This is a genomic window from Arthrobacter sp. E70 (genome assembly GCF_058266945.1).
Window position 1 is genome coordinate 52,099 of the sequence record NZ_JBYQFR010000015.1, and the last position, 24,830, is coordinate 76,928.

The following is a 24,830-nucleotide window of genomic DNA, read 5'->3' on the forward strand; positions in this document are numbered from 1 at the left end:
GCTCACGACGCTGTGACTAGAATCTCACACAGACATCAGACATCTGATATCAAGCACCCCCCCAATAATGCCGCCAGCCAAAGGAGTCGTTATGTGCGCGCATTCCCTGTTCATGGGTCCCCACACCATCGCCGGAGGGCTCCGATGAGCGCCCGCGCAGCCGCCCCGGCACTCAGCGACCTCGGGGAGACCACCCTCCGCAAGGTCAGGCGCCGGCTCATGCCCCTGATCGTCCTCCTCTACTTCATTGCCTACCTCGACCGCAATAACGTCGGCTTCGCCAAGCTCGGCATGCAGAACGACATCGGCCTGACCGAAGCCGCCTACGGCCTGGGCGCAGGTATCTTCTTCCTGGGCTACGCCTTGCTCGAAATCCCCAGCAACGGTGGCATGTACCGCTACGGCGCCCGCAAGTGGATCGCCCGCATCCTCATCACCTGGGGCATTTTCGCGACAGCCATGTTCCTGGTGAACGGTGAAGCCACTTTCTACGTCATCCGCTTCCTGCTGGGCGCTGCGGAAGCCGGCTTCTTCCCCGCAATCCTTTTCTACCTGACCCTCTGGTTCCCGGCCGCCCAGCGCGTGACCGTGCTCGGTATCTTCATCCTCGCCCAGCCCATCTCCAACGCCCTGGGCGCTCCAGTGTCCGGCATGCTGCTGGGACTCGAAGGCGTCGCGGGGCTGCACGGCTGGCAGTGGCTGTACATCATCGAAGGCATCCCCGCCATCATCCTCGGCATCATCACGCCCTTCGTGATGACCGACCGCCCGGAGCACGCCAAGTGGCTGAAGCCCGAAGAGCGCGAATGGCTCTCCACCACCATGGCCGCGGAACTGGCCCACAAGCAGAAGTCCGGCAACCACAACTTCCTGGCCGGCCTCAAGGACCCCCGCACCATCGCCTACTCGGCGCTGTACTTCGGCCTGGTCTGCGGCATCTACGGACTGGGACTCTGGCTGCCCACCATCGTCAAGGCGCTGGGCAAGTTCGACTCAACGCAGGTGGGGTTCATCGTCTTCATCCCGTACGCCATCGCAGCCGTTTTCGTCTACTTCTGGAGCAAGCGGTCCGACCGTACCGGCAACCGCGTCTGGCATGCCAGCGTGAGCATGGTGCTCGCCGCCGTCGGCCTCCTGGGGGCCGGGTTCCTGCTTCCGGTCAATGCCGTGCTCGCGATGGTCTTCCTGACCCTCGCAGCCATGGGCATCTACTCGGCGATCGCCCCCTTCCTGGCCATGCCCTCCGCAGCCCTTACCGGCGCTGCGGCGGCCGCGGGGCTGGCGATGGTCAACTCGCTCGGCAACCTGGGCGGCTTCGTGGCGCCCTACATCGTGGGCATCCTCAAGGACGCCACCGGTAACAGCCAGAGCGGCCTGGTCTTCCTGGCCGCCTGCCTCGCCGTGACCGCCGTCGCCACTTACCTTTACGCACGCAAGCGGCCGGAAGGTGTCTCCGCCCCCGGTGCCACCGTTCCTGCCGCCGAAACCCACTAGGAAACACCAATGACTGAGCAGCACACCTTCCCTGCAGAACGCACCGTTGTCCTGACCGGCGCGGCCTCGGCCCGCGGCATCGGCCGCGCCACCGCAGACCGCCTGGCCAGCGAGGGCTGGTCCATCGCCATCCTGGACATCAACGCTGAAGATGCCCAGGCGGCGGCCGCGGAAATCGGATCCAACAGGGCCGTCAAGGCGATCGGCGTGGGCGCCGACGTCTCCGACGAAGCGTCCGTGGACCGGGCCATCACAGAGATCGAAGAGGCCCTTCCGCCGATCGTTGGACTCGTGAACCTCGCCGGAATCAGTTCCCCCACCCCCTTCATGGAGACGAGCGTGGCGGAATGGGACAAGGTCTTCGCCATCAACATGCGCGGCACGTTCATCGTGTCACAGCGGGTGCTCAAGGGCATGATCCAGCGCAGGCTGGGGCGGATCGTCAGCATCTCCTCCATCTCGGCCCAGCGCGGTGGCGGCACCTACTCCAAGGTTGCCTACAGCGCGTCCAAGGCTGGAATCCTCGGTTTCACCCGTGCCCTGGCCCGCGAAGTGGGTGAGCACAACATCACCGTGAATGCCATCGCCCCCGGGCCGATCGATACGGACATCATGGGCGGCACGCTGACCGACGAGCGCAAGGCCCAGATGTCCGAGGGCATCATGATGGGACGCGTGGGAACCCGCGAGGAAGTCGCGGCCCTGATCGCATTCCTGCTCGGCGCGGACGCCGGCTACATTACGGCCGCCACGTACGACATCAACGGCGGACTGCAGGTTTCCTAAGACCCGTCCTGAAGGTGCCGTGCAGCCCGGCGGCGGCACGGCACCTTCAGGCCCGCGTCCTGCGGCGCCGTGCCCTTCATGCTCGCGTTCGCGGGCATCTTCCGGCTATAGGATTTCTACATGGCAACCAAGAACAAAGCCTCCGGCGGCGTGAGCAGGCAGGTCCTCGCCGACCACGTTTACGAAGCGCTTCTTGTTGCCCTCATGGACGGCCGGTTGGAGGCCGGCACGCCCGTCAGCATCGACGGGATGGCAAGGGAACTGGATGTTTCACCAACACCCGTGCGCGAGGCACTCGCCCGGCTGGAAGCCACCGGGATGGTCCGGAGAATGGCCCTGCGCGGTTATCGCGTGGCTCCGTTGTTTTCCCCCGAAGAACTGGCAGACCTGATGGACGCCCGGTTGGTGATTGAGCCGGCCAACGCCTTCATGGCCTGCAAGCACGCGGACCCGGAACTGGCCAAGCAGCTGGAGCAGGCCATCGAAGACCTGAAGGCAGCGCCCCGGGGTCCGTCCTTCGCAGAGTTCCGCGCCTACTGGGAAGCGGATGAACGCTTCCACCGGCTCATCGCCGAGTTCGCGGACAACCAGTTCCTGCTGTCCGCCTACAACGCGCTGGGCGGCCAGGTGCAGCGTTTCCGTTTCTTCGGCGGCCTGGGCGTGACAGACGCCGACTACGCCATCTCGGAGCACACCGAGATCCTCAAGGCCTTTGAGTCCGGCGACCCCGAACTCGCCCGGCAAAAAATGATCGACCACATCGAGGGCGTCAAGCAGCGCTCACAGCACGACAGCGAAGTACGCAGCTAGCGCTTCCGCCCGGGGTCACCGGCCGCGGCTGACCAACCCCCACCCATTCCTGCCCTGAGCAGGCACACTACACAGGCCCTTGACAGGGCCCATCCTAAGCGTAGATCCTATAGGAAATGCGATTCATGATCTGGAGTGACAATGCCGTACACAGCTGAAAACTGGCCCATTGCCGCAGCCCTGCTGCAGTTCCCTGGAACCAGGCCGGATGGAACCACCGCCCAGGACGCTCCCGCCAGCGACTGGCAGAAGGTCTTTGAAGAAGTGGCCGATGCCGGTTTCACCAACGCCGACCTCACCGACAGCTGGGTCCGTCCCGGTGATCTCTCGGCCGCACGGCTGGATGAGCTGAAGGCAGCCGCCACCGCCGCCGGCGTTGGCCTGCCCTCCATCTCCGCCATCCGCCGCAGCGTGATCGAAGAAGGCAACTGGGAAGACAACCTGGCCTACACCCACCGCACCCTGGAGGCCGCGGCGCAACTCGGTTGCGAGGTTGTCTCCATCGGCCTGCACCAGGCCATCACCCCCGAGCAGCAGAAGCAGCTGTGGTTCTGGACCGTGGAAGGCCACAAGGATCCGGTAGGGGACAAGGAAGCGTGGAACAACGCCGTCACCCGCATCCGCGAAGTGGGCAAGCACGCGGCCGAACTGGGCCTCCTGGTGTCCCTGGAGATGTACGAGGACACCTACCTGGGAACGGGGGACTCCTCCGTGCAGCTCGTCCAGGACATCGACCTGCCCAACGTCGGCCTCAACCCCGACCTGGGCAACCTGATCCGCCTCCACCGTCCCATCGAGGACTGGCGCGAACTGGTGCACAAGACCCTGCCGTACTCCAACTACTGGCACGTCAAGAACTACATCCGCGATGAGGACCGGGCACGGGACCAGTACGTCGCCATGCCGGCCCCCATGGAATCGGGCCTCATCAGCTACCGCGAAGCCTTCCAGTTCGCCATCTCCGTTGGCTTCCAGGGCATCATCTGCACGGAACACTACGGTGGCGACGGCCTGAGCGTCACGGCGGCCAACCAGGATTACCTGCGCCGCCAGGTGCTGCCCAAGCGCGACGGCTACGCACTGGGCACCAGCCTGGTGGCCCAGGGCCGGCAGGCCCCGGCGGCAGTCCCGGCCCGTTAATCCGGCACCCCCAACCGACAACCGGTTCAACGAGGAATCATGACAAAGATATTTGACGATCCAGCGCAGTTTGCAGACGACGCCCTCGACGGCTTCGTCGCCGCCAACCGCCAGTACGTGGCCCGCGTTGACGGCGGAGTGGTCCGCTCCACTGAATCACCCGAGGGCCAGGTGGCACTGGTCATCGGTGGCGGATCCGGCCACTACCCGGCCTTCGCCGGGCTGGTGGGTGCGGGGCTCGCGGCCGGGAGTGCCTGCGGCAACATGTTTGCTTCCCCTGCCGCCGGCCAGGTGTACCGTGTGGCCAAGGCATCCCAGAACGGTGGCGGAGTCCTGCTGAGCTACGGCAACTACGCCGGGGACGTCCTCCACTTCGGCCAGGCGCAGGAGAAGCTGAACGCCGAGGGTATCGAAACCCGGACCGTCCTGGTCACCGATGACATCGCCAGCGCACCACTGGAAGAGATCGGCAAGCGCCGCGGCATCGCCGGCGACCTGACCGTCTTCAAGGTGGCCGGGGCGGCAGCAGAAGCGGGCCTCACCCTGGATGACGTCGAGCGCCTCGCCATCAAGGCCAACCACCACACCCGCTCGCTCGGCGTGGCCTTCGCGGGCTGCACCCTTCCCGGAGCGGAGGAGCCGCTGTTCACGGTGCCCGAAGGCATGATGTCCGTGGGGCTTGGCATCCACGGCGAACCGGGCATTTCGGAGCAGCCGCTGCCGACGGCCAGCGAGCTGGCCAAGCTGCTGGTGGACGGGCTGCTGAAGGACAAGCCGGACAATGCCGGCACCCGTGTTGTGCCGATCCTCAACGGCCTCGGCACGGTCAAGTACGACGAACTGTTCCTGCTGTTCGGTAAGATCGAGGCCCTGCTGGCCGCGGCCGGTCTCGAGATCGTGGAACCTGAATGCGGTGAACTGGTCACCAGCCTGGACATGTCCGGCCTGTCCCTGACGCTGTTCTGGCTGGACGAGGAACTGGAGAAGTTCTGGGCCGCGCCCGCTGACACCCCGGCCTTCCGGAAGGGCAACCTGGCTCCCCGCCGGCCCCGTTCCGTGGAGTCCCTGGCAGAGGCCGGAACGGCGCCGGCGCTGGCCGCCACCGCAGCCTCGACCGCCCTGGCCGCCACCGCGGTGAGTGCTCTGAAGGAGGCCCAGGCCGTCGTCGTCGAACACGAGGAGGCGCTCGGAAAACTGGACGCCATCGCAGGGGACGGCGACCACGGCATCGGCATGCGGCGAGGCGTGGATGCCGCCGTCGCCGCCGCTGAGAAGTCCCACGCTGCAGGCGCGGGGCTCGAGGAACTCCTCGCAGCAGCGGGGGAGCAGTGGGCCGAGCGTGCGGGCGGCACCTCCGGCGCCCTGTGGGGCGCGGCCGTCACCGCCGTCGGAAGGACCCTGGGCAGCAAGGATTCCTACACGGCTGCAGACGCTGCAGCAGCCGTCAACGCCCTCCGCGACGCCATCATCACCCTGGGCAAGGCCGAAGCGGGGGATAAGACCATGGTGGACGCACTGCTTCCGTTCGCTGACACCTTCACCAAGGCAATTGACGACGGCGGCAGCCTGGCCGGCAGCCTGCGTGCGGCAGCGGAGGCGGCGGCAGAGGCCGCTGACGCGACTGCCGCGCTCAGCCCGAAGAAAGGCCGCGCCCGGCCTTTGGCGGAAAAGAGCCTGGGCCACCCCGACCCCGGGGCAGTGTCCTTCGGCCTCATCGCCCGCCGGGTGGCCGACTACGCCGCCTCGATCGAAAGCAACTAAGGAGACCCCATGACCGAGAACACCCAGCCAGGCTGGCGCATCGTCGTCGGCAACGACGAAGCCGGCGTTGAATACAAGACCGCCCTGCGTGAACTGCTGGAGGCCGACCCCCGCGTTGCCTCGGTGGAGGACGTCGGAGTCGGCGCCGACGACTCCACGGCCTACCCGCACCTGGCCGTCGCAGCAGCCCGCAAGGTGGCCGCCGGCGAAGCGGACCGCGCGCTGCTGATCTGCGGCACCGGCCTGGGCGTGGCCATTTCGGCCAACAAGGTACCGGGCATCCGCGCGGTCACGGCCCACGACAGCTATTCCGTGGAACGCTCTGTGCTGTCCAACAACGCCCAAGTACTGACCATGGGCCAGCGCGTCATCGGCCTGGAACTTGCCAAGAAGCTGGTGGGCGAGTGGCTCAACTACCGCTTCGATGAAAACTCCGCATCCGCGGCCAAAGTAGACGCCATCTGCTCATATGAGGGCGCGTCGGAAGGACTTGAAACCAAATGAGCACCCGTAACATCGCCGTCGTCGGCTCCGGCTACATGGGCGGCGGAATCGCCCAGGTCCTGGCGCTCGCCGGAGCCCGTGTGGCCCTGGCGGACGTCTCCGCCGAAATCGCCCAGAGCAACTACGAACGGCTGCTGAAGGAATCCGACGAGTTCGTCGCGGCAGGCCTCTTCCCGGCCAATGCCACGGACCTGCTGAAGGAAAACCTCTGGGCCGCCAAGGACATCGAAGAAGCGGTAGCTGACGCGGAGTACATCGAGGAAGCGGTGCCGGAGGTCCTTGAGATCAAGCACGCCACCCTGGGCCGGATCAGCGCCGCTGCGCGCCCCGACGCCATCATCGGCTCCAACACCTCCACCATTTCCATTGCCAAACTGGCCGAGGTCGTCGACAACCCTGAGCGCTTCCTGGGCGTGCACTTCTCCAACCCCGCCCCGTTCATTCCCGGCGTGGAAGTCATCCCGCACGAGGGAACTTCCGAAGCAACGGTCCAGGCCGCCCGCACCATCGTGGGGGAGACGGGCAAGGAAACCGCCACCGTCAAGGACGTCACCGGCTTCGTGCTGAACCGGCTCCAGTACGCCCTCTTCCACGAAGCCGCCCAGGTGGTGGAGGAAGGCATCGCCAGTGCCGAGGACGTGGACACCCTGGTCCGCACCACCTTCGGCTTCCGGCTGCCGTTCTTCGGCCCCTTTGCCATCGCCGACATGGCGGGGCTGGACGTCTACGCCTTCTGCTACAAGTCGCTGCAAACCGGTTTCCCGGAGCGGTTCGCCACCCCGAAGATCCTGCAGGACAAGGTGGACGCCGGCCAGCTTGGCACCAAGACCGGCTCCGGATTCCTCGATGTCCCCGCCGACCGGACTGCGGCCCTGGTGGCCTACCGGAACAAGGCGTACGTCGCCATGCAGAAGCTCATTGAGGAACTCGGCCCGGCGCCGCTGCACTAATGGCACAAAAACTTTCGAAGGAATATTCATGACAGCATTTCCCGCAGACCGCACGGTGATCGTCACCGGGGCCGTCTCCGAGCGCGGCATCGGCCGGGCCACCGCGGACTACCTCGCCGAGCGCGGCTGGAACATCGGCGTGATCGACCTCGATGACGCTGCCTGCAAAGCGGTAGCCAAGGAGCTCGCGGAAACGCATGGCGTCAAGGCCCACGGCGCCGGCGCCAACATCGCCGACGAATCGTCGGTCCGGGCAGCCATCGACGAGATCGAGGCCGAACTTCCCCAGCTGGTGGCCCTGGCCAACATTGCCGGCGTCAGCTCCCCGGTGCCCTACCTTGAACTCGACGGCGCGGAATGGGACCGGGTGGTGAACATCAACATGAACGGTGTCCACTACGCCACCCGCCGCGCAGCCGAGTCCATGGCCAGGAACCGGCTGGGCAGGATCGTCAACATCTCCTCCGTCTCTGCACAGCGCGGCGGCGGAACCTTCAGCAAGACCCCGTACTCCGTGGCGAAGGCGGGAGTCATCGGCCTGACCCGTGCCACCGCCCGCGAACTGGGCGAGTACGACATCACCGTCAACGCCATCTCACCCGGTCCCATCGACACGGACATCATGGGCGGCACCCTCAGCGAGGAACGCAAGGATGAGCTCGTGAAGGATCTGGTGGTGAACCGGGTGGGTACCACCCGGGACGTCGCCGCGGCCATCTCCTTCCTGATTGGCGAGGATGCCGGCTACATCTCCGGCCAGACGCTGAACGTCGACGGCGGCCTGTACATGCACTGACGGCACCGGTTTCCCACAACCAAGTGCCACAAACAACCCCGCGGGCCGCCGGCCCGCGGGAAACCACCACGTCACCACTCGAAGGAGAGTGCTGTGTCTGAAACCACCGCAACATCCAAGGAACTTCTGGCCCGCCCGGTCCTGAAGTCCGCGATCTTCAAGGCGGCCCGCCGGCTGATGCCGATGCTGGTCATCCTGTACGTCGTTTCGTTCCTGGACCGCACCAACGTCGGCTTCGCCGAGGCTGCCCTGGGAGCGGACAAGGGAGTGTCCGCCGCGGCCTTCGCCCTGGGCGCGGGCATCTTCTTCATCGGCTATGCCATCTTTGAAATCCCCAGCAACCTGCTGCTCAAGAAGGTCGGCGCCAAGGTCTGGCTCGCACGGATCGCGATCACCTGGGGCATCGTCTCGGCCTGCTTCGCGTTCGTCCAGGGCGAGACCTCCTTCGTGATCCTGCGCTTCCTCCTCGGCGTGACCGAAGCAGGGCTCTTCCCCGGCGTGATCATGTACCTCGCTGAATGGTTCCCCAACAAGGTCCGCGTCCAGATGTTCGCCATCTTCTACCTGGCCCAGCCGTTCTCCCAGATGATCGGCAACCCGCTCTCCGGCTGGCTGATCAACATCGGCGACCAGGTTCCCGGCCTGCACGGCTGGCAGGTGATGTTCTTCGTCGAAGGCATGCTCGCCGTCGTAGCCGGCATCGCCGCCTTCTTCTTCCTGATCAATGGTCCGGACAAGGCAAAGTTCCTCAACCGCGAGGAGAAGTACGCCCTGAAGGAAGTCATGGCCCTTGAGGACAACATCAAGGATGAGCACGGCCCCCGCGGCATCCTCGCCGCCATGCGGAACGGCCGCGTCTGGTACTTCACGGCAATCTACTTCTGCCTGCAGATTGCCGTGTACGGCGTGACCTTCTTCCTGCCGCAGCAGGTAGCGTCCCTGACCGGGCAGAAGGTGGGGCTCGCCGTCGGCCTGCTGATCGCCGTGCCGTGGTTCTTCGGAATCTTCGCCTGCTACTTCATCGGCCGGGCCGCCAACACGGTAGCCAAACGGCGCAAGTTCGGCACCATCCTGTTCATCTCCACCGGCCTGTGCATCTTCGGCTCCGCCTGGGCAGGCACCAACCACCAGCCGGTCATCGGCATGGTCTTCATCACCCTGGCAGTGTGCAGCTTCCTCGCCGTCGGCCCCGTGGTGTGGTCGTATCCGACGGCGTTCCTCGCCGGATCCGCCGCAGCCGCGGGCATCGGACTCATCAACTCCCTGGGCAACCTGGGCGGTTTCGTGGCACCCATCCTGCGGACCGCCGTCAACGAGGCCACGCAGTCACCCACCGGATCCATGGGCGTCTACGCACTGGGTGTCCTGCCGTTCGTGGCGGCAGCGATGATGTTCGCCACCAAGCGGTTCAAGAACAAGGCCGACGAACTGCTCGACTGAGCATTCCGCAAACACAAGGAAAACCCATGAGCGCCTCCGGCAGCAGCGAACGCAACGGCACCGTATATGTAGGTGTCAGCACCAAAATGTACCTGGGATACCAGGCAAGCCTTCGCTGGCTGTCGGAGGTTCGCTCCGTGGTCGACGCAAGGCCCGGACTGGCCATGGACTCCGCCAAGGATTCTCCGGTCCGGGTGTTCGTCATCCCGTCCTTCCCCGTCCTCGAACCGGCCGGGCGCATCCTGGCCGGCTCACCCGTCCTGCTCGGCGCGCAGAACTGCGCCTGGGGTGACGGGCCGTTGACCGGGGAAGTCAGCCCCGGGATGCTGGCCGAACTTGGCGTCTCGCTGGTGGAGATAGGCCATGCCGAGCGCCGCAGACTCTTTGGCGAGGAGGACGACGTGGTGTCCCGCAAGGTGCGGGCCGCCGTCGACCATTCCCTCACCCCGCTGCTCTGCATCGGCGAGAGTGAAAGGCTCGACGCCGGTGCTGCCGCCGACTTTTGCCTGGGGCAGGTCAGGGCAGCCACGGGCGGAGACGCCACTCTTCTCAGCAGCCTGGTCCTCGCCTATGAACCCGTCTGGGCCATCGGGGCGGAGGAACCCGCCCCGGCGCAGCACGTCAACGATGTCCTGACCCTGATCCGCGCCGCACTGGACGCCGTATGTCCCATCATCTACGGCGGCAGCGCCGGCCCCGGGCTGCTCCCGCAACTGCCGGCGGCGGACGGCCTCTTCCTGGGCCGGTTTGCCCACGATGCCGCGAACCTGGGCCGGGTGCTGGACGAAGCGTTGCTTACCCGTCAGACCGACGCGCCCGCCAGCAGCTCGTCCAGCCGCTCATAACCTTCGGACATTCCGCCTTCCATGCCTGAGTGCAGCATGCCGTCCCGCGCCTCCATGCTCTGGTACATGGCATGGCCCCGCAGGCGGCAACGCCCGCCGTCGAGCTCCTCGAAGGTCATCGACTCCAGGCTGACCGAGTCCGGGTAACCGCCGAACTCGAACGTCTGCAAGGCGAAGTCATTTTCACGCACTGTGTGGAAGACTCCGCGGAACTCATAGGGGATTCCCTCCGGGCCCGTGTGGATGTACCGGTAGCTCCCACCGGTGCGGAAGTCGTAGTGGTCCATCTCCATCTTCATGCCCCGCGGGCCCAGCCATTGGCTGACGAGCGCGGGGTCCTTGTGCGCCCGGAATACATCGGCAACCGGAAAATCGAACTCCCGCTCGAAGTCGATGTAGGGGAGTCCCTCCGGCGCAGTGATCTTCAGTGGATTGCTCATGGCATGTCCTTTGCCTTTGGCGCCGCTTGCCCGGCGCTGGATTCAAGCACGGCATCGAGGCTGCGGAACTGCTCCTCGCGGACCAGCCGGTACTGGTCGATCCAGGCGGTGAGCGCCTCCAGCCGTGCGGGATTCAGGTGTACGGGCCGGCGCTGCGCGTCCCTGGTGCGGGTGACCAGCTGCGCCTGCTCGAGTACCTGGATGTGCTTCGAGACCGCCTGCTTGGAAATCTCGAAGGGTTCCGCCAATTCATTGACCGTTGCCGGGCCCCGGCTGAGCCGGGCGATGATGCTCCGCCGCACCGGATCGGCCAGGGCCATGAAGGCCGAGTCCAAACCCGCACTCTCCGAGCTCATTGCTGCCCTTTCTTGATCAACACTTACATTGATCAACCTTTTGGTTGTTTAACCATAATCCTGTCCCACGCCTCCCGCAAGTGCTGAGGTCTTGTTTGTTGTCGAAGAGCTTTGTTAGTATGTCAGTACAAACTTTAACAGGAGATGGCATGCCACTTGTACGCATTGACGTGAATGAAGGACGAAGCGCGGAGGAACTGCAGCGCCTGAGCAGGGGGATCCACGACGCGATCCTTGCCGAGTATGGGATTCCGGAGCGGGACTATTTCCACATCCTCACGGAGCACCCCCAGGGGCAGATCTTCGCCCAGGATGCCGGGCTGGGTTTCGAGCGGACGGGAGGAGTGGTGATGATCCAGATTTTCACCCAGGGGGGACGGTCCCAGGAAGCCAAGCAGCGCCTCTTCGCCGCGGTGGCGGAAAAGCTGGCCGGCGCCGGAGTGGCCGGTGAGGATGTGTTCATTGGCTACGTCGAAAACACTGCCGGCGACTGGTCGTTCGGCTTTGGTCGCGCGCAGTACGTGACCGGCGAGCTTGCCGTGCCGAAAAAGTAGGTTTCCACGCCCGCGCGTTGGGGGAGCGGGCAGCGGCAAAACCCTCGTTGTAAGTATGTCAGTACAAACCTTTGACAGGACATTCGATCTAGGGCAAAGTAGTGCCTGTGGCCCACGCCACGGCCAGCCAGTCCCGGAACTCCTGCCCCTCAAAGGACCCGAGTTCCACACCAGAAAGGTCCACGATTCCCGTGACCCACGAGCTTCTTACGATCGGGCGCATCAGCGTTGATATCTACCCGAACGACATCGGGGTTGGCCTGGAGGATGTCAATTCCTTCGGCAAGTACCTGGGCGGTTCGCCGTCGAATGTTGCCGTTGCCGCCGCCCGTCATGGCCGCCGGACCGGCGTCATCACCCGTACCGGGGATGATCCCTTCGGCACCTACCTGCACCGCGAACTGCGTAAGTTCAACGTGGACGACACGTTCGTCACCCCGGTTGCCGGCCTGCAGACTGCGGTGACGTTCTGTGCGATCAAGCCGGCGACGGACGAGTTCCCGCTGTACTTCTACGGCCGGTTTCCCACCGCGCCTGACCTGCAGATCAAGGCGGAAGAGCTGGACCTGGACGCGATCCGCGGGGCCGGGATCTTCTGGTCGACGGTGACCGGGCTGTCCCAGGAACCGTCCCGGAGCGCGCACATCGCCGCCCACGAGGCCCGTCCCCGCACCGGCCTGGCCGAGGGGCAGTTCACCATCCTGGACCTCGATTACCGGCCGATGTTCTGGGCCTCCGAGGAAGAGGCGCGTGCCGAGGTCGCCAAGGTCCTGCCGCACGTCACCGTCGCGATCGGCAATGACAAGGAATGCGCCGTCGCCGTCGGCGAGGGAACGCCGGATGAGCAGGCGGACCGTCTGCTGGCCGCCGGGGTGGAAATCGCCGTCGTCAAGCTCGGCCCCGAAGGCGTGATGGCCAAGACCCGCACCGAACGCGTGGTCTCCGCACCCGTCCCCGTGGAAACGCTCAACGGACTGGGTGCCGGCGACTCCTTTGGCGGCGCCTTTGTCCACGGCCTGCTGTCCGGCTGGCCGCTGGAACAGGTCCTGGACTACGCCAACGCGGCCGGCGCGATTGTCGCCTCCCGCCTGTCCTGCGCTGATGCGATGCCGACGCCGGAGGAGGTCACCTCGCTGCTGGCCGAACGTGGCCGTACCGTGCCGGGTGCAGTTTCCGGCGCTTCCATCCCCGAAGGAGCAGCACTGTGACCCTCACCCCGATTGCCTCCAACAACGCTGTGGACGACGATCCGCGCCGCTACGAGCACCTGAGCACCATCCGCCTGGAAGACCCTGAGGCTGTGGCCCGCGCGGCGAAGGCGCGCCGCCGTCACCCCGGCCTGAAGGCCGGGCGGCAGAACTTCATCGTCGCCGCCGACCACCCGGCCCGCGGCGCCCTGGCCGTCGGCAACGACCCCGTGGCGATGGCTGACCGGCGCCAGTTGCTGGACCGCTTGCAGATCGCGCTGGCCAACCCCGCCGTCGATGGCATCCTGGCTTCCCCGGACATCATGGACGACCTGCTCCTGCTGGGGGCGCTGGACGGCAAACTGGTGTTCGGTTCGATGAACCGCGGAGGCCTGTCCGGGCTGGTCAACGAGTTTGATGACCGCTTCACGGGTCACACCGCTGCCGCGCTGCAGGCCCTGGGCGCTGACGGCGGCAAAATGCTGACCCGCATCTGCCTGGGCGACCCGGACACCGTCGCCACGCTGGAGGCGACGGCGAAGGCGATTGATTCGCTGGCTGAGCGCAAGTTGATCGCCATGGTGGAGCCGTTCCTGTCCGTGCGGGAAAACGGCAGGGTCCGCAACGACCTGTCCACCAACGCCGTCATTAAATCCGTGGGCATTGCCGAGGGCCTGGGTTCCACCAGCGCCTACACGTGGATGAAGCTTCCCGTGGTGGCGGAGATGGAACGCGTCATGGCCGCAACCACGATGCCAACGGTCCTGCTGGGCGGTGACCCGGACGGGTCCCAGGACGAGGTGTTCGCCACCTGGGGTGCCGCGCTGGCACTGCCCGGCGTGCAGGGCCTGACCGTTGGCCGGACCCTGCTCTACCCACAGGACGGCGACGTCGCCGGCGCTGTCGCCGCGGCCGCCTCCTTGCTGCACCACACCACCGAGACCCCGGAGAACTAGCCATGGGCACAACATCAGGAACGCGCAGGATGACGGTGGCGCAGGCCGTCGTCGAATACCTTTCCCGGCAGTACACCGTGGACTCGGTGGGCGGAGTTGAGTACCGGGAGCGGCTGATCCCGGGCACGTTCGGTATTTTCGGGCACGGCAACGTGGCCGGAGTGGGCCAGGCGCTGAAGCAGTACCAGCAGCTGGACCCGTCCTTGATGCCGTACTACCAGGGCCGGAACGAACAGGCCCAGGTCCACCAGGCCGTCGGGTACGCCCGGCACACGCGCCGCCGCCAGACCTACGCCATCAGCACCTCGATCGGCCCGGGCTCGTCCAACCTGCTCACCGGCGCCGCGCTGGCCACCACCAACCGGCTCCCGGTACTGCTGCTGCCGTCCGATACCTTTGCCACCCGCGCCGCGGACCCCGTCCTGCAGCAGCTTGAGCAGCCCTACGCTTACGACCTGACGGTCAATGACGCGTTCCGGCCGCTGTCCAAGTTCTTCGACCGGGTGAACCGGCCGGAGCAGCTGTTCTCCGCGTTCCACCACGGCCTGCGCGTCCTGACCGACCCCGCCGAAACGGGCGCAGTGACCATCTCGCTGCCGCAGGACGTCCAGGCCGAAGCCTTCGACGTCCCCGAGGAGTTCCTGGCCGAGCGGGAATGGCGGATCCGTCGCCCCGACGCCGACGATGAGGACATCGCCCGCGCCGCCGCGGCCATCCGCGCCGCGAAGCGTCCACTGATCATCGCCGGCGGCGGCGTCCTCTACGCCTACGCCAACGACGAACTCGCCAAACTGGTGGAGCTGACCGGCATCCCGGTGGGCAACACGCAGGCCGGCGTCGGCGTCCTGCCCTGGGACCACCAGTACTCCCTCGGTGCCATTGGCTCGACGGGTACAACGGCGGCCAACGCCATCGCCGCCGAGGCGGACCTGATCATCGGCATCGGCACCCGCTACGAGGACTTCACCACCGCGTCCCGGACCGCTTTCCAGAATCCGGACGTGAAGTTCGTGAACATCAACGTGGCCCCGATCGATGCGTACAAGCACGGCACGCACCTGCCGATCGTCGCCGACGCCCGCAAGGCCCTGGTCAAGCTCAACGCAGCGTTGGGCGGGTACCGTGTCGGCGCCGACCTCGAGCAGAAGGTCGCCGCGGAGAAGAAGCGCTGGGACGCGACCGTGGACGAGGCCTTCGACACCCGTTACACCCCGCTGCCGGCGCAGAACGAGATCATCGGCGCCACCAACCGGGCCATGGACGCCCGCGACGTGGTCATCTGCGCGGCCGGGTCCCTGCCCGGTGACCTCCACAAGATGTGGCGCGTCCGCGATCCGTTCGGCTACCACGTCGAGTACGCGTACTCCTGCATGGGCTATGAGATCCCCGGCGGCCTGGGCGTCAAGCGTGCGGCAATCGCTGAAGGGGCAAGCACGACGGCGGCAGGCGGGGAAAGCGCACCGGTGCGGGACGTCGTCGTGATGGTAGGGGACGGCTCCTACCTGATGATGCACACCGAACTGGTCACCGCCGTCGCCGAACGCATCAAACTGATCGTGGTCCTGATCCAGAACCACGGCTACGCCTCGATCGGCTCGCTCTCCGAATCCCTCGGGTCGCAGCGGTTCGGCACCCAATACCGGGAGCTGAACGAAGAGCAGCACAGCTTCGACGAAGGCGAAACCCTTCCGGTGGACCTGGCCCTGAACGCGGAGTCCCTCGGCGTGAAGGTCATCCGGATTGAGCCCGGGGAGAAGGTCATTGCCGAACTCGAACAGGCCATCCGCGACGCCAAGGCAGCCCCGGAAGGCACCGGTCCGATCCTGATCCACGTGGAATCCGACCCGCTCCTGGATGCACCGTCCTCCGAGTCCTGGTGGGACGTCCCCGTCTCCCAGGTCTCCGAACTGGACTCCACCAAGGCCGCCTTCCAGACCTACGTCGACCACAAGTCACGCCAGCGCAAACTGCTCGGCTGACCCCTCTCCTCATCCCCTTCGAACCACTCAAGGAAGAGTCCCATGACTGCCACCACCACCGAAACCACCGTCATTAACCACTTCATTAACGGCGCCGAGACCGCCGGCGAGGGTGACCGCACCACCCCGGTGTACAACCCGGCCACCGGCGCCGTCTCCGGCGAACTGCGCCTGGCAAACCGCGCCGACCTGGACACCGCCGTCGCCGCGGCCCGCAAGGCCGCCGACACCTGGGGCGACATCTCGCTGGCCAAGCGCACCGCCGTGCTGTTCAAGTTCCGTGAACTGGTCGCCGCGCACGTGGACGAACTCGCCCAGCTGGTCACCGCGGAGCACGGCAAGGTCCTTTCCGACGCCAAGGGCGAGATCGGCCGCGGCCTCGAGGTCGTTGAATACGCCTGCGGCATTCCCACCCTGCTCAAGGGTGACTACTCGGACCAGGTCTCCACCGGCATCGACGTGTTCTCCTTCCGCGAGCCCCTTGGCGTGGTCGCGGGCATCACCCCGTTCAACTTCCCGGTCATGGTGCCGCTGTGGATGGCGCCGATGGCGATCGCCACGGGCAACGCGTTCATCCTCAAGCCCTCCGAGCGGGACCCCTCCGCCTCGCTGCTGCTGGCCAAGCTCTGGAAGGAAGCAGGCCTGCCGGACGGTGTGTTCCAGGTCCTGCACGGCGACAAGGAAACCGTCGACGGGCTCCTGACCCACCCGGACGTGGACGGCATCTCCTTCGTCGGCTCCACCCCGATCGCCCAATACGTGCACGAGACCGCCACCAAGCACGGCAAGCGCGTCCAGGCCCTGGGCGGGGCGAAGAACCACGCCATCATCCTGCCCGACGCCGACCTGGACAACGCCGCCGACCACCTCGCCGCCGCCGCGTTCGGCTCCGCCGGGGAACGCTGCATGGCCATCTCCGTCGCCGTCGCCGTCGGAGACGCCGCCGACGCCTTGGTGGCGAAGGTCCAGGAACGCGCCGAAGCCGTCAAGGTCAACAACGGCACCGAACCCGACGCCGAAATGGGCCCGGTCATCACCCCGGCCTCCAAGGAACGCATCGTCAAGATCGTCACCGAAGCCGAAACCGCCGGCGCCGCCATGGTCGTGGACGGCCGCGACCTCGTGGTCCCCGGCCACGAGAACGGCTTCTGGGTGGGCCCCACCGTGATCGACCACGTCAAGACCGAAATGACCGCGTACAAAGAGGAAATCTTCGGACCCGTCCTCGTCGTGGTCCGGGTGGACACCCTCGAAGACGGCATCGCGCTGATCAACGCCAACCCCTACGGCAACGGCACCGCCATCTTCACCTCCTCCGGCGCCGCCGCCCGCAAATTCCAGCGCTCGGTGACCGTGGGCATGATCGGCATCAACGTGCCCCTGCCCGTCCCGGTGGCCTACCACTCCTTCGGCGGCTGGAAAGCCTCCCTCTTCGGCGACAAGCACATCTACGGCCCCGAAGGCGTAAGCTTCTACACCCGCGGCAAGGTCATCACCTCCCGCTGGCCCGAAACCCACCACGCCTCCGGCGCCTCCTACAACTTCCCCTCCAACTGATCCCCGAGAGAGAGCACGCTGTCATGACTGAGAACAAGCTGATCATCGGCACGGCGCCGGACTCCTGGGGTGTCTGGTTCGCGGACGACCCCAAGCAGACCCCCTGGGAGCGGTTCCTCGACGAAGTGGCCGAATCCGGCTACAAGTGGATCGAACTGGGTCCCTACGGCTACCTGCCCACTGACCCCACCCGCCTGGCGGAGGAGCTGAAGCAGCGTGACCTGCAGATGTCGGCCGGCACTGTGTTCACCGCCTTCCACCGTGGGCTGGACCAGTGGGAAACCGCCTGGGAACCGGCCCGCAAGGTGGCGGAGCTTACCGCGGCCATGGGTGGCGAGCACATCGTGGTCATCCCGGCCATGTGGCGCGACGACGTCACCGGCGAGGCAGTGGAGAGCGGAACGCTGAGCGAGAAGGCCTGGAACGACCTGTTTGCAGGCCACAACCGCCTGGGCAAGACCCTGCTGGAGGACTTTGGCCTGAAGCAGCAGTTCCATTCCCACGCAGACTCACATGTCGGCGCGCAGGAGGACATCGAAACGCTGCTGGGCGCCACGGACCCGCAGTACCTGAACCTCTGCCTCGACACCGGACACGCCGAATACTGCGGCGCCTCCAGCCTGGACCTGATCAAGAACTACCCGGACCGGATCGGCTACCTGCACCTGAAGCAGATCAACCCGGAGATCCTCAAGAAGGTCAATGAGGAAAACATGACGTGGGCAGCTGCCAACCTGGCCGGCGTCATGACTGAACCGCCGAACGGCCTGCCTGACCTGCGCGCCGTGATCGAAGCAGTGGAAGCCCTGAACCGGCCCATCTTCGGCATCGTGGAGCAGGACATGTACCCCGTGGCCTTCGATGTTCCGATGCCTATCGCCAAGCGCACGCGCAACTACCTGTTGTCCTGCGGCTCCCGCACCGCCGTCAACTAACCCGTCCCAAAGACCAAAAGGACAAGAACAATGACTGAAACCCTCCGCGTCGCCGTCATCGGCGCAGGCCGCATGGGCGCCGACCACATCCAGCGTCTCAACAAGCGCATCCACGGAGCCGAAGTTGCCGCCGTCGTCGACGTCGACCTTGCCCGCGCCCAGGCTGCCATCGAAGGCATCCCGGGAGCGGTGGCCCTCGCTGATGCTGAAGAGGCCCTCAACAACGGCGACGTCAATGCCGTCCTGATCGCCACCCCTGGCTTCCTGCACGAGGACATCCTGCTCAAGGCGATCGCCAAGGACATCCCGATCCTCTGCGAAAAGCCGCTCACCCCCGATGCCGAATCCTCCTGGAAGATCGTCGAGGCCGAGGTGGCGCTGGGCCACAAGCGCATCCAGGTGGGCTTCATGCGCCGCTTCGACGCCGAATACGCCACGCTGGGCTCGATCATCCGCAACCACGAACTCGGCGAGCTGCTGATGCTGCACCACCAGCACCGCAACCCCAGCACTCCCGAGGGCTTCACCAACGAGATGCTGATCAACGACTCCGTGGTCCACGAGTTCGACGCCATCCGCTTCTTTACCGGCGAGGAAATCACCAGCGTCCAGGTCCGCCTGGGCAAGGCCACCAAGAACGCTCCTTCCGGCCAGCACGACCCCCAGCACGTCCTGATCGAGACCGAGTCAGGCGTCCTGGCCGACGTCGAAATCTATGTCAACGCCAAGTTCGGCTACGAGGTGGCCACCCAGGCCTCCTTCGAGGACGGCATCGTGAGCATCGGCGGCGACAAGGGCCCCTACACCCGCAGTGCCGGCCGCTGGGGAGGCAATGTCACCCCTGGCTTCGAAGAGCGCTTCGGTGCAGCCTACGACGTCGAAATCCAGTCGTGGGTGGACGCCGCACTGAAGGGCGAAATCGGCGGCCCCTCCGCCTGGGACGGGTACGCCACCGCGGCGTGCTGCGAAGCGGGCGTCGAAGCGCAGAAGAACGGCGAAAAGGTTGCCGTGAAGCTGAACGCAAAGCCCGACCTCTACAAGTAGGACCGGAAAGGGGACGGAGCCATCCGTCCCCTTTCGTGTCTCCATACCTTCCTGATCCACAATGGAGTGTTTACGTGAAAATCGCACTTGACCCCACCCCGTTCCACCACTCGCACAGCCTGCTGGAGTTCCCCAAGGTGGTGGCGGACCTTGGCTACAAGTACATGCAGATGACCCCGCACGCGGATTTCATCCCCTTCTTCAACCACCCCAAAGCGGACGACGAACTGGTGGGACAGCTCAAGAAGGCCTGCAAGGATGCCGGGATCGAGATCGCTTCCGTGCTGCCGGTGCTTCGCTGGTCCGGGCCGGACGAGGACGCCCGCGAGGCAGCTGTCCGTTATTGGAAGCGCGCCATCCAGATCACGGTGGACCTGGGCGTCAGCACCATGAACACCGAGTTCAGTGGCCGCCCCGAAAAGGCAGAGGAGTCCGAGCGGGCGTTCTACCGCTCCATGGAGGAACTCCTGCCGATCATCGAGCGCGAGGGTATCGATCTTCTCATCGACCCGCACCCGGACGACTTCGTGGAGGAGGGCCTTGCCGCGATCCGCGTGATCCGAGGCGTGAACTCCAAGAACGTGGGCATGGTCTACGTGGCCTCGCACAGCTTCCATATGAAAAATTCCCCGTTGGACATCATGCGGGCGGCGGGGGACAAGCTGCGGCTGGTCCACGTGGCGGACACCATGGACCACCACGCCTCGCACGGCCTGCGCTATATCACCAACCCGCCGGGCAACCCCGTCCGCGTCCACCAGCACCTGAAGATCGGCGACGGCGACGTGAACTGGGACGAGTTCTTCGGCGGCCTGAAGGAAATCGGCTTCCTGGACCGTGACGACACCGTGATGGTCTCCAGCGTCTTTGCCGAGGACGAGAACGCCGAGGAAGTCTCCCGCTACCAGCTGGAGACGATGAAGCAGTACGTCCAAAAGGTCAGCGTATGAGTTCGCCTGCGCATACGGAAGTACGTCCCGGAAACCACAAAAGGGCCCTGCGGACCGTCACCATCATCTCCACCTTCGGTGGCCTGCTCTTCGGCTACGACACCGGGGTGATCAACGGCGCCCTGCCGTACATGACCGAGGACCTGGGCCTGACGCCGCTGACCGAGGGCCTGGTCACTTCTTCCCTGCTGTTCGGTGCGGCTTTCGGGGCCCTGCTGGGCGGCCGCCTGGCGGACCGGAACGGCCGGCGGAAGATGATCATGGTCCTGGCTGTGATCTTCCTGCTGGGCACCCTCGGCTGCACGTTCTCGCCGAGCACCGAAGTGATGATCGCTGCCAGGTTCGTGCTGGGGCTCGCCGTGGGCGGGGCATCGGTCACCGTTCCCGTCTACCTGGCCGAGGTGTCGCCGAGCAACCGTCGCGGCCGGATTGTCACCCAGAACGAACTGATGATCGTCACCGGGCAGTTGCTGGCGTTCATCTTCAACGCCTACCTTGGCAACTCCTTTGGTGAGTCCCACGGCATCTGGCGCTGGATGCTGGTGATCGCCACGCTTCCGGCCATCGCGCTGTGGATCGGCATGAATTTCATGCCCGAAAGCCCCCGCTGGCTGGCCTCGATCGGAAGCTTCGGTGAGACGCTCAGCGTGCTGCAGCGGATCCGCTCCCAGGCGGAGGCGCGGCAGGAGTTCGAGGAAGTCAAAGCCATGGCCGTGGAGGACTACAAGTCCAAGATGGGCACGTGGAAGGACCTGGGCATTCCGTGGCTCCGCCGGATCTTCTTCGTGGGCCTGGGCCTGGCCGTGATCCAGCAGATCACCGGCGTTAACTCGATCATGTACTACGGAACCCAGATCCTGTCCCAGTCCGGCTTTGGCCGCGAGGCGGCGCTGACGGCCAACATCGCCAACGGCGTGATCTCGGTCCTGGCAACGTTCGTGGGCATCTGGCTGCTGGGCAAGGTGGGGCGCCGCCGGATGCTGATCACCGGCCAGGCAGGAACGACGACGGCGCTGCTGCTGATCGGCCTCTTCTCCCTGATCCTGCCGGAGGGCTCAGCCCGGGGCTTCGTCATCCTTGCGCTCACCGTGACGTTCCTGGCGTTCCAGCAGGGCGCCATCTCCCCGGTCACCTGGCTGATGCTCTCGGAAATCTTCCCATTGAAGATCCGCGGCCTGGGCATGGGCGCCTCGGCGTTCCTGCTGTGGATCGTGAACTTCCTGATCGGGTTCGGGTTCCCGCAGCTGCTGGCCGCCATCGGGATCTCCAACACGTTCTTCGTGTTCGCCGTCCTGGGTGTGGGCGCTATCGCCTTCGCCGCCAAGTATGTTCCCGAAACCAAGGACAAGAGCCTGGAGGACCTGGAGCACTACTTCAAGAATGCGGTGGGGAACCAGCCGCAGCCCGCAAGCAAGGCGGTTTAGCAGGGCAGCCAGCAGGTATGTCGCTGGCGCGGCACCGCAGGAGCCCCTTCCGGATTCGCCGGAGGGGGCTCCTGTTGGTCTAGGCGGGCGCGTGGAGCCGGGGCAGGGCCTCCACGAGCGGCGCCAGTTCCGGGATGGCGAGTGCATCCTCGAGGGCGCGCTCAAGTGTCGCGTCGTGGACCGGCCGCGCTTCCGCGAGCAAACTGTTCCCGCTCGCCGTCAGCTCGGTGTAGATGCCGCGCCGGTCGTCGTCGCACAGGATCCTGGTCAGGAGGCCCCGGTCCTCGAGTCGGTTCACCAGGCGGGTAGTGGCACTGGGGCTCAACGCGGTGGCGCGCGCCAGCTGCTGCATGCGCATGTGCCACCCGTCCTGCCTGCTCAGGGCGTCCAGCACCGTGTACTCCACCACGGACAGCTTTGATCCGGACTGCAGGGAGCGCTCCAGCTCAGCTTCGATCAGCCCATGCAGTGCAGCAAGGGTTCGCCACCCTTGCGCGCGGACCTCGACGGCGTCGTCCTTGATGCCCATGGCTTGCTCCTTTCCGGTGAATGACCGCGAAGGGCGGTCATCAGTGGCACGTGAATGTAGTTGCTTGCGCGGCATATTTGCATATGCAACAATAAACACCGCGCCTGCAACTATCTTAGGCGCGATACCCCATCCGGTACAGCTCAAAGGAGCATTCTCATGCCTATAGGCCTGATAGCACTCGCCCTGGGCGGCTTCGGCATCGGTCTCACCGAGTTCGTCATCGCCGGCCTCCTCCCGCAGGTCGCCGCGGACTTCGGTGTCAGTGAAGCTTCGGCGGGCTGGTTCATCTCCGGCTACGCGCTCTCGGTCGTCGTGGGGGCGCTGGGCCTGACGGCGGCCGTGACGCGTTTCCCGCGCAAGCCTGTACTGGCCGCTTTGCTGGTCCTGTTCATTGCCGGCAACCTGCTGTCCGCCACCGCGACGGGCTATGGGCCGATGATGCTGGGCCGCGTCATCGCAGCCCTTTCGCACGGCGCCTTCTTCGGAATCGGGGCAGTGGTGGCGGCGGGCATGGTCCCGCCCAGCAAGAAGGCAGGCGCCATCGCGCTGATGTTCACCGGGCTCACGGCGGCCAACGTCCTGGGGGTGCCTTTCGGGACCCTGCTGGGCCAGGCCGCCGGCTGGCGTGCCACCTTCTGGGCCATCACGGTCATCGGCGTGGCTGCGCTCGCAGGCATCCTGGCCCTCGTTCCCGGGTCGGCCGGCGCAGCGGAGGAAGCAGGCAGCCTGCGCTCGGAACTCCGGGCCTTCCGTTCGGGCCAGGTGTGGCTGTCCATCGTGGTGACCATCCTCGGTTTCGGTGGCATGTTCGGTGCCTTCACCTACATCGCCTACACCTTGACCGAGGTCTCTGGTTTTGCCGTCTCCGCCGTCCCATGGCTCCTCATCGTGTTCGGCGTGGGACTCTTCGCCGGGAACGCCCTGGGCGGCAGGGCAGCCGACCGCAACGTGGACCGGACGCTCCTGGTGGTACTCGCCGCCCTGGCTGTCGTCATGGTGGCATTCGCCCTGACCGCGGCGAACCCGGTCCTGACCGTTATTTCCCTGGTCCTGATGGGCGGTTTCGGCTTCGCCACTGTCCCTGGCCTTCAAATGCGCGTCATGACCTACGCCAGCGCAGCGCCCACCCTCGCATCCGGCGCCAACATCGGTGCCTTCAACGTGGGCAACGCCCTGGGCGCCTGGCTGGGCGGCGTAACCATCACCGTGGGCCTCGGCTACACCTCGCCCATCTGGGCCGGGGCGGCCATCACCCTTGCAGGATTGGCGGTCATGGCCTTCGCCGCGGCAGCCGCCAGGAAGGTCAGGCAGCGAGCCGAAGGCCAGAGGCAGACGGCAGCCGGGGAATTGGTCAGCCCTTAGGCGGCGGGATCCGAGGAACGCCGCACCATCAGGGCGGGTTCGAGCTTCCGGACCACGCGAGGGCCCGCGGTACCGCCGATGCGGTCCAGCATGGCCTGCGCCGCAAGCCGTCCCAGTTCCCTGGCGTGCTGGTCAATGGACGTCAGGCCGATTAGAGGGGACGCAGCCACTTCAATGTTGTCGCAGCCCACGACCGCCACGTCACCGGGCACCGACAATCCGCGGGCGGCGAGGGCTTCCATGACGCCGATGGCCGTGAGGTCGTTGTGCGTGAAGATCGCGGTCGGCGGCTCGGCCCCGGAGTCCAGGAACTGCTCCATGACGGCGCGGCCGCCGCGCTCGGTCATGTCGCTGTGGACCAGCAGAGGCTCCAGCCCGTGTTCCGTCATGGCGTGCCGGTAGCCCTCGCGCCGCTCGGTGTAGGGGAGCCAGTCGGAGATGTCCACGTGCGCGATGCGCCGGTGCCCGAGTCTGTGCAGGTGTTCCACGGCGAGCACCCCGGAACGGAAGTCGTCGGTCAGGACGGAATCAACGCCGTCGACCGCCATTTCGCGGGTGATGACGACGGCGGGCGTCCCTCGGAGGGCAGCGGACAGCTCCTCCGGGGTGCCGGTGTAGCCGGCCAGCAGGACGCCGTCCACGCGCAGGTCCACGAAGGAGCGGACGGCCTCCAGCTCGGTCCTTGGGTCGGCGGAGCCGACGGCGACCATCACCTGGTTGCCGCTGCCTGCCAGGCCTTCGGTGAGGCCGTCATGGATGTCGGCGAAGACGGAGTTGTGCAGGTCCAGGAACAGGACGCCCAGGGTGTTGGTCCGGTGGCTCGCCAGGCGGCTGGCCAGCCTGTTGGGGGAGTAGCCTAGGGCGGCGGCACTTTCCAGCACCGCCGCCCGCTTGGCGGGCGACACCTTGGGGGAGTCCCGCATCACGAGGGACACCAGGGCGCGGCTCACACCGGCATCGCGCGCCACGTCCTCCATGGTCACCGACCGCTGCTGGGGGTAAATCTGCTTCACAGGACTCCACTATGC

Annotated in this window: 24 protein-coding genes; 20 read left to right on the plus strand and 4 right to left on the minus strand. The window is 66.0% G+C overall.

Translation table 11 applies throughout. The features are described 5' to 3' along the window. The first annotated feature begins 144 nt into the window (after positions 1-144). The 10 genes from AC3IMC_RS17295 (at position 145) to AC3IMC_RS17340 (ending at position 10,526) form a co-directional block, all read left to right on the plus strand. On the plus strand, positions 145-1,494 hold the full coding sequence (locus tag AC3IMC_RS17295; protein ID WP_490919902.1) for an MFS transporter: 1,350 nt from the start codon (positions 145-147) through the stop codon (positions 1,492-1,494). A 9-nt stretch (positions 1,495-1,503) separates the two neighbouring features. Beyond that, positions 1,504-2,280 (plus strand): SDR family NAD(P)-dependent oxidoreductase, encoded by a 777-nt coding sequence (locus AC3IMC_RS17300; protein ID WP_490919904.1) that lies wholly within the window; start codon positions 1,504-1,506, stop codon positions 2,278-2,280. A gap of 120 nt (positions 2,281-2,400) precedes the next feature. Further along, the gene (locus AC3IMC_RS17305; protein WP_490919906.1) at positions 2,401-3,090 is read left to right on the plus strand and encodes a GntR family transcriptional regulator; all 690 of its coding nucleotides are present in this window, start codon (positions 2,401-2,403) and stop codon (positions 3,088-3,090) included. Between the two features lie 141 nt (positions 3,091-3,231). Next, positions 3,232-4,230, plus strand: coding sequence for a sugar phosphate isomerase/epimerase family protein (locus AC3IMC_RS17310; RefSeq protein WP_490919907.1), 999 nt, complete (start codon positions 3,232-3,234; stop codon positions 4,228-4,230). 39 nt (positions 4,231-4,269) lie between these two features. After that, positions 4,270-5,991, plus strand: coding sequence for a dihydroxyacetone kinase family protein (locus tag AC3IMC_RS17315; protein WP_490919909.1), 1,722 nt, complete (start codon positions 4,270-4,272; stop codon positions 5,989-5,991). Positions 5,992-6,000: 9 nt separating this feature from the next. Next, on the plus strand, positions 6,001-6,495 hold the full coding sequence (locus AC3IMC_RS17320) for a ribose-5-phosphate isomerase (protein WP_490919910.1): 495 nt from the start codon (positions 6,001-6,003) through the stop codon (positions 6,493-6,495). After that, the gene (locus AC3IMC_RS17325) at positions 6,492-7,445 is read left to right on the plus strand and encodes a 3-hydroxyacyl-CoA dehydrogenase family protein (protein ID WP_490919911.1); all 954 of its coding nucleotides are present in this window, start codon (positions 6,492-6,494) and stop codon (positions 7,443-7,445) included. The genes AC3IMC_RS17320 and AC3IMC_RS17325 overlap by 4 nt, the downstream gene beginning before the upstream one ends. Before the next feature lie 28 nt (positions 7,446-7,473). After that, the gene (locus AC3IMC_RS17330) at positions 7,474-8,241 is read left to right on the plus strand and encodes an SDR family NAD(P)-dependent oxidoreductase (protein WP_490919912.1); all 768 of its coding nucleotides are present in this window, start codon (positions 7,474-7,476) and stop codon (positions 8,239-8,241) included. Positions 8,242-8,334: 93 nt separating this feature from the next. Beyond that, positions 8,335-9,681 (plus strand): MFS transporter, encoded by a 1,347-nt coding sequence (locus tag AC3IMC_RS17335; protein WP_490919914.1) that lies wholly within the window; start codon positions 8,335-8,337, stop codon positions 9,679-9,681. Positions 9,682-9,707: 26 nt separating this feature from the next. Next, complete coding sequence (locus AC3IMC_RS17340; protein WP_490919915.1) at positions 9,708-10,526, plus strand: triose-phosphate isomerase family protein; 819 nt, start codon at positions 9,708-9,710, stop codon at positions 10,524-10,526. On the opposite strand, the gene AC3IMC_RS17345 is transcribed toward AC3IMC_RS17340, so the two are convergent. Together AC3IMC_RS17345 and AC3IMC_RS17350 are read right to left on the minus strand one after the other, a co-directional pair. Further along, positions 10,484-10,966 (minus strand): SRPBCC family protein, encoded by a 483-nt coding sequence (locus AC3IMC_RS17345; protein ID WP_490919917.1) that lies wholly within the window; start codon positions 10,964-10,966, stop codon positions 10,484-10,486. The genes AC3IMC_RS17340 and AC3IMC_RS17345 overlap by 43 nt on opposite strands. Further along, positions 10,963-11,322, minus strand: a complete 360-nt coding sequence (locus tag AC3IMC_RS17350; RefSeq protein ID WP_490919919.1) for an ArsR/SmtB family transcription factor — start codon at positions 11,320-11,322, stop codon at positions 10,963-10,965. The genes AC3IMC_RS17345 and AC3IMC_RS17350 overlap by 4 nt, the downstream gene beginning before the upstream one ends. A 149-nt stretch (positions 11,323-11,471) precedes the next feature. On the opposite strand from AC3IMC_RS17350, the gene AC3IMC_RS17355 reads away from it, so the two are divergent. From AC3IMC_RS17355 to AC3IMC_RS17395, 9 genes are all read left to right on the plus strand, one after another. Continuing rightward, positions 11,472-11,876, plus strand: coding sequence for a tautomerase family protein (locus AC3IMC_RS17355; RefSeq protein ID WP_490919920.1), 405 nt, complete (start codon positions 11,472-11,474; stop codon positions 11,874-11,876). Between the two features lie 191 nt (positions 11,877-12,067). Continuing rightward, positions 12,068-13,084 carry a 5-dehydro-2-deoxygluconokinase gene (iolC, locus tag AC3IMC_RS17360; protein WP_490919922.1) on the plus strand — a complete coding sequence of 339 codons (1,017 nt, stop codon included), beginning with the start codon at positions 12,068-12,070 and terminating at the stop codon, positions 13,082-13,084. Then, positions 13,081-14,019: a Cgl0159 family (beta/alpha)8-fold protein gene (locus AC3IMC_RS17365; protein ID WP_490919923.1), complete on the plus strand. Its 939-nt coding sequence runs from the start codon at positions 13,081-13,083 to the stop codon at positions 14,017-14,019. Before iolC ends, AC3IMC_RS17365 begins: the two co-directional genes overlap by 4 nt. Positions 14,020-14,021: 2 nt before the next feature. Then, positions 14,022-15,998 (plus strand): 3D-(3,5/4)-trihydroxycyclohexane-1,2-dione acylhydrolase (decyclizing), encoded by a 1,977-nt coding sequence (gene iolD / locus AC3IMC_RS17370; protein ID WP_490919925.1) that lies wholly within the window; start codon positions 14,022-14,024, stop codon positions 15,996-15,998. Between the two features lie 42 nt (positions 15,999-16,040). Continuing rightward, positions 16,041-17,555, plus strand: a complete 1,515-nt coding sequence (locus AC3IMC_RS17375; protein WP_490919926.1) for a CoA-acylating methylmalonate-semialdehyde dehydrogenase — start codon at positions 16,041-16,043, stop codon at positions 17,553-17,555. A 23-nt stretch (positions 17,556-17,578) separates the two neighbouring features. Continuing rightward, positions 17,579-18,490, plus strand: a complete 912-nt coding sequence (locus AC3IMC_RS17380) for a sugar phosphate isomerase/epimerase family protein (protein WP_490919927.1) — start codon at positions 17,579-17,581, stop codon at positions 18,488-18,490. 30 nt (positions 18,491-18,520) lie between these two features. Continuing rightward, complete coding sequence (locus AC3IMC_RS17385) at positions 18,521-19,534, plus strand: Gfo/Idh/MocA family protein (protein WP_490919928.1); 1,014 nt, start codon at positions 18,521-18,523, stop codon at positions 19,532-19,534. 74 nt (positions 19,535-19,608) lie between these two features. Continuing rightward, positions 19,609-20,484 (plus strand): sugar phosphate isomerase/epimerase family protein, encoded by an 876-nt coding sequence (locus AC3IMC_RS17390; RefSeq protein WP_454482229.1) that lies wholly within the window; start codon positions 19,609-19,611, stop codon positions 20,482-20,484. Next, entirely contained in the window at positions 20,481-21,908 is a 1,428-nt protein-coding gene (locus AC3IMC_RS17395) for a sugar porter family MFS transporter (protein ID WP_490919929.1), read from the plus strand. The genes AC3IMC_RS17390 and AC3IMC_RS17395 overlap by 4 nt, the downstream gene beginning before the upstream one ends. Before the next feature lie 79 nt (positions 21,909-21,987). Here AC3IMC_RS17395 and AC3IMC_RS17400 read toward each other — a convergent pair whose 3' ends face one another. Beyond that, a complete protein-coding gene (locus tag AC3IMC_RS17400; RefSeq protein ID WP_490919931.1) occupies positions 21,988-22,437 on the minus strand; it encodes a MarR family winged helix-turn-helix transcriptional regulator in 450 nt (149 codons plus the stop codon). 159 nt (positions 22,438-22,596) lie between these two features. Between AC3IMC_RS17400 and AC3IMC_RS17405 the strand changes: the two genes are divergently transcribed. Then, positions 22,597-23,802, plus strand: a complete 1,206-nt coding sequence (locus AC3IMC_RS17405; RefSeq protein ID WP_490919933.1) for an MFS transporter — start codon at positions 22,597-22,599, stop codon at positions 23,800-23,802. Here the strand turns inward: AC3IMC_RS17405 and AC3IMC_RS17410 are convergent. After that, positions 23,799-24,815, minus strand: coding sequence for a LacI family DNA-binding transcriptional regulator (locus AC3IMC_RS17410; protein WP_490919935.1), 1,017 nt, complete (start codon positions 24,813-24,815; stop codon positions 23,799-23,801). The genes AC3IMC_RS17405 and AC3IMC_RS17410 overlap by 4 nt on opposite strands. Between the last annotated feature and the right edge of the window lie 15 nt (positions 24,816-24,830).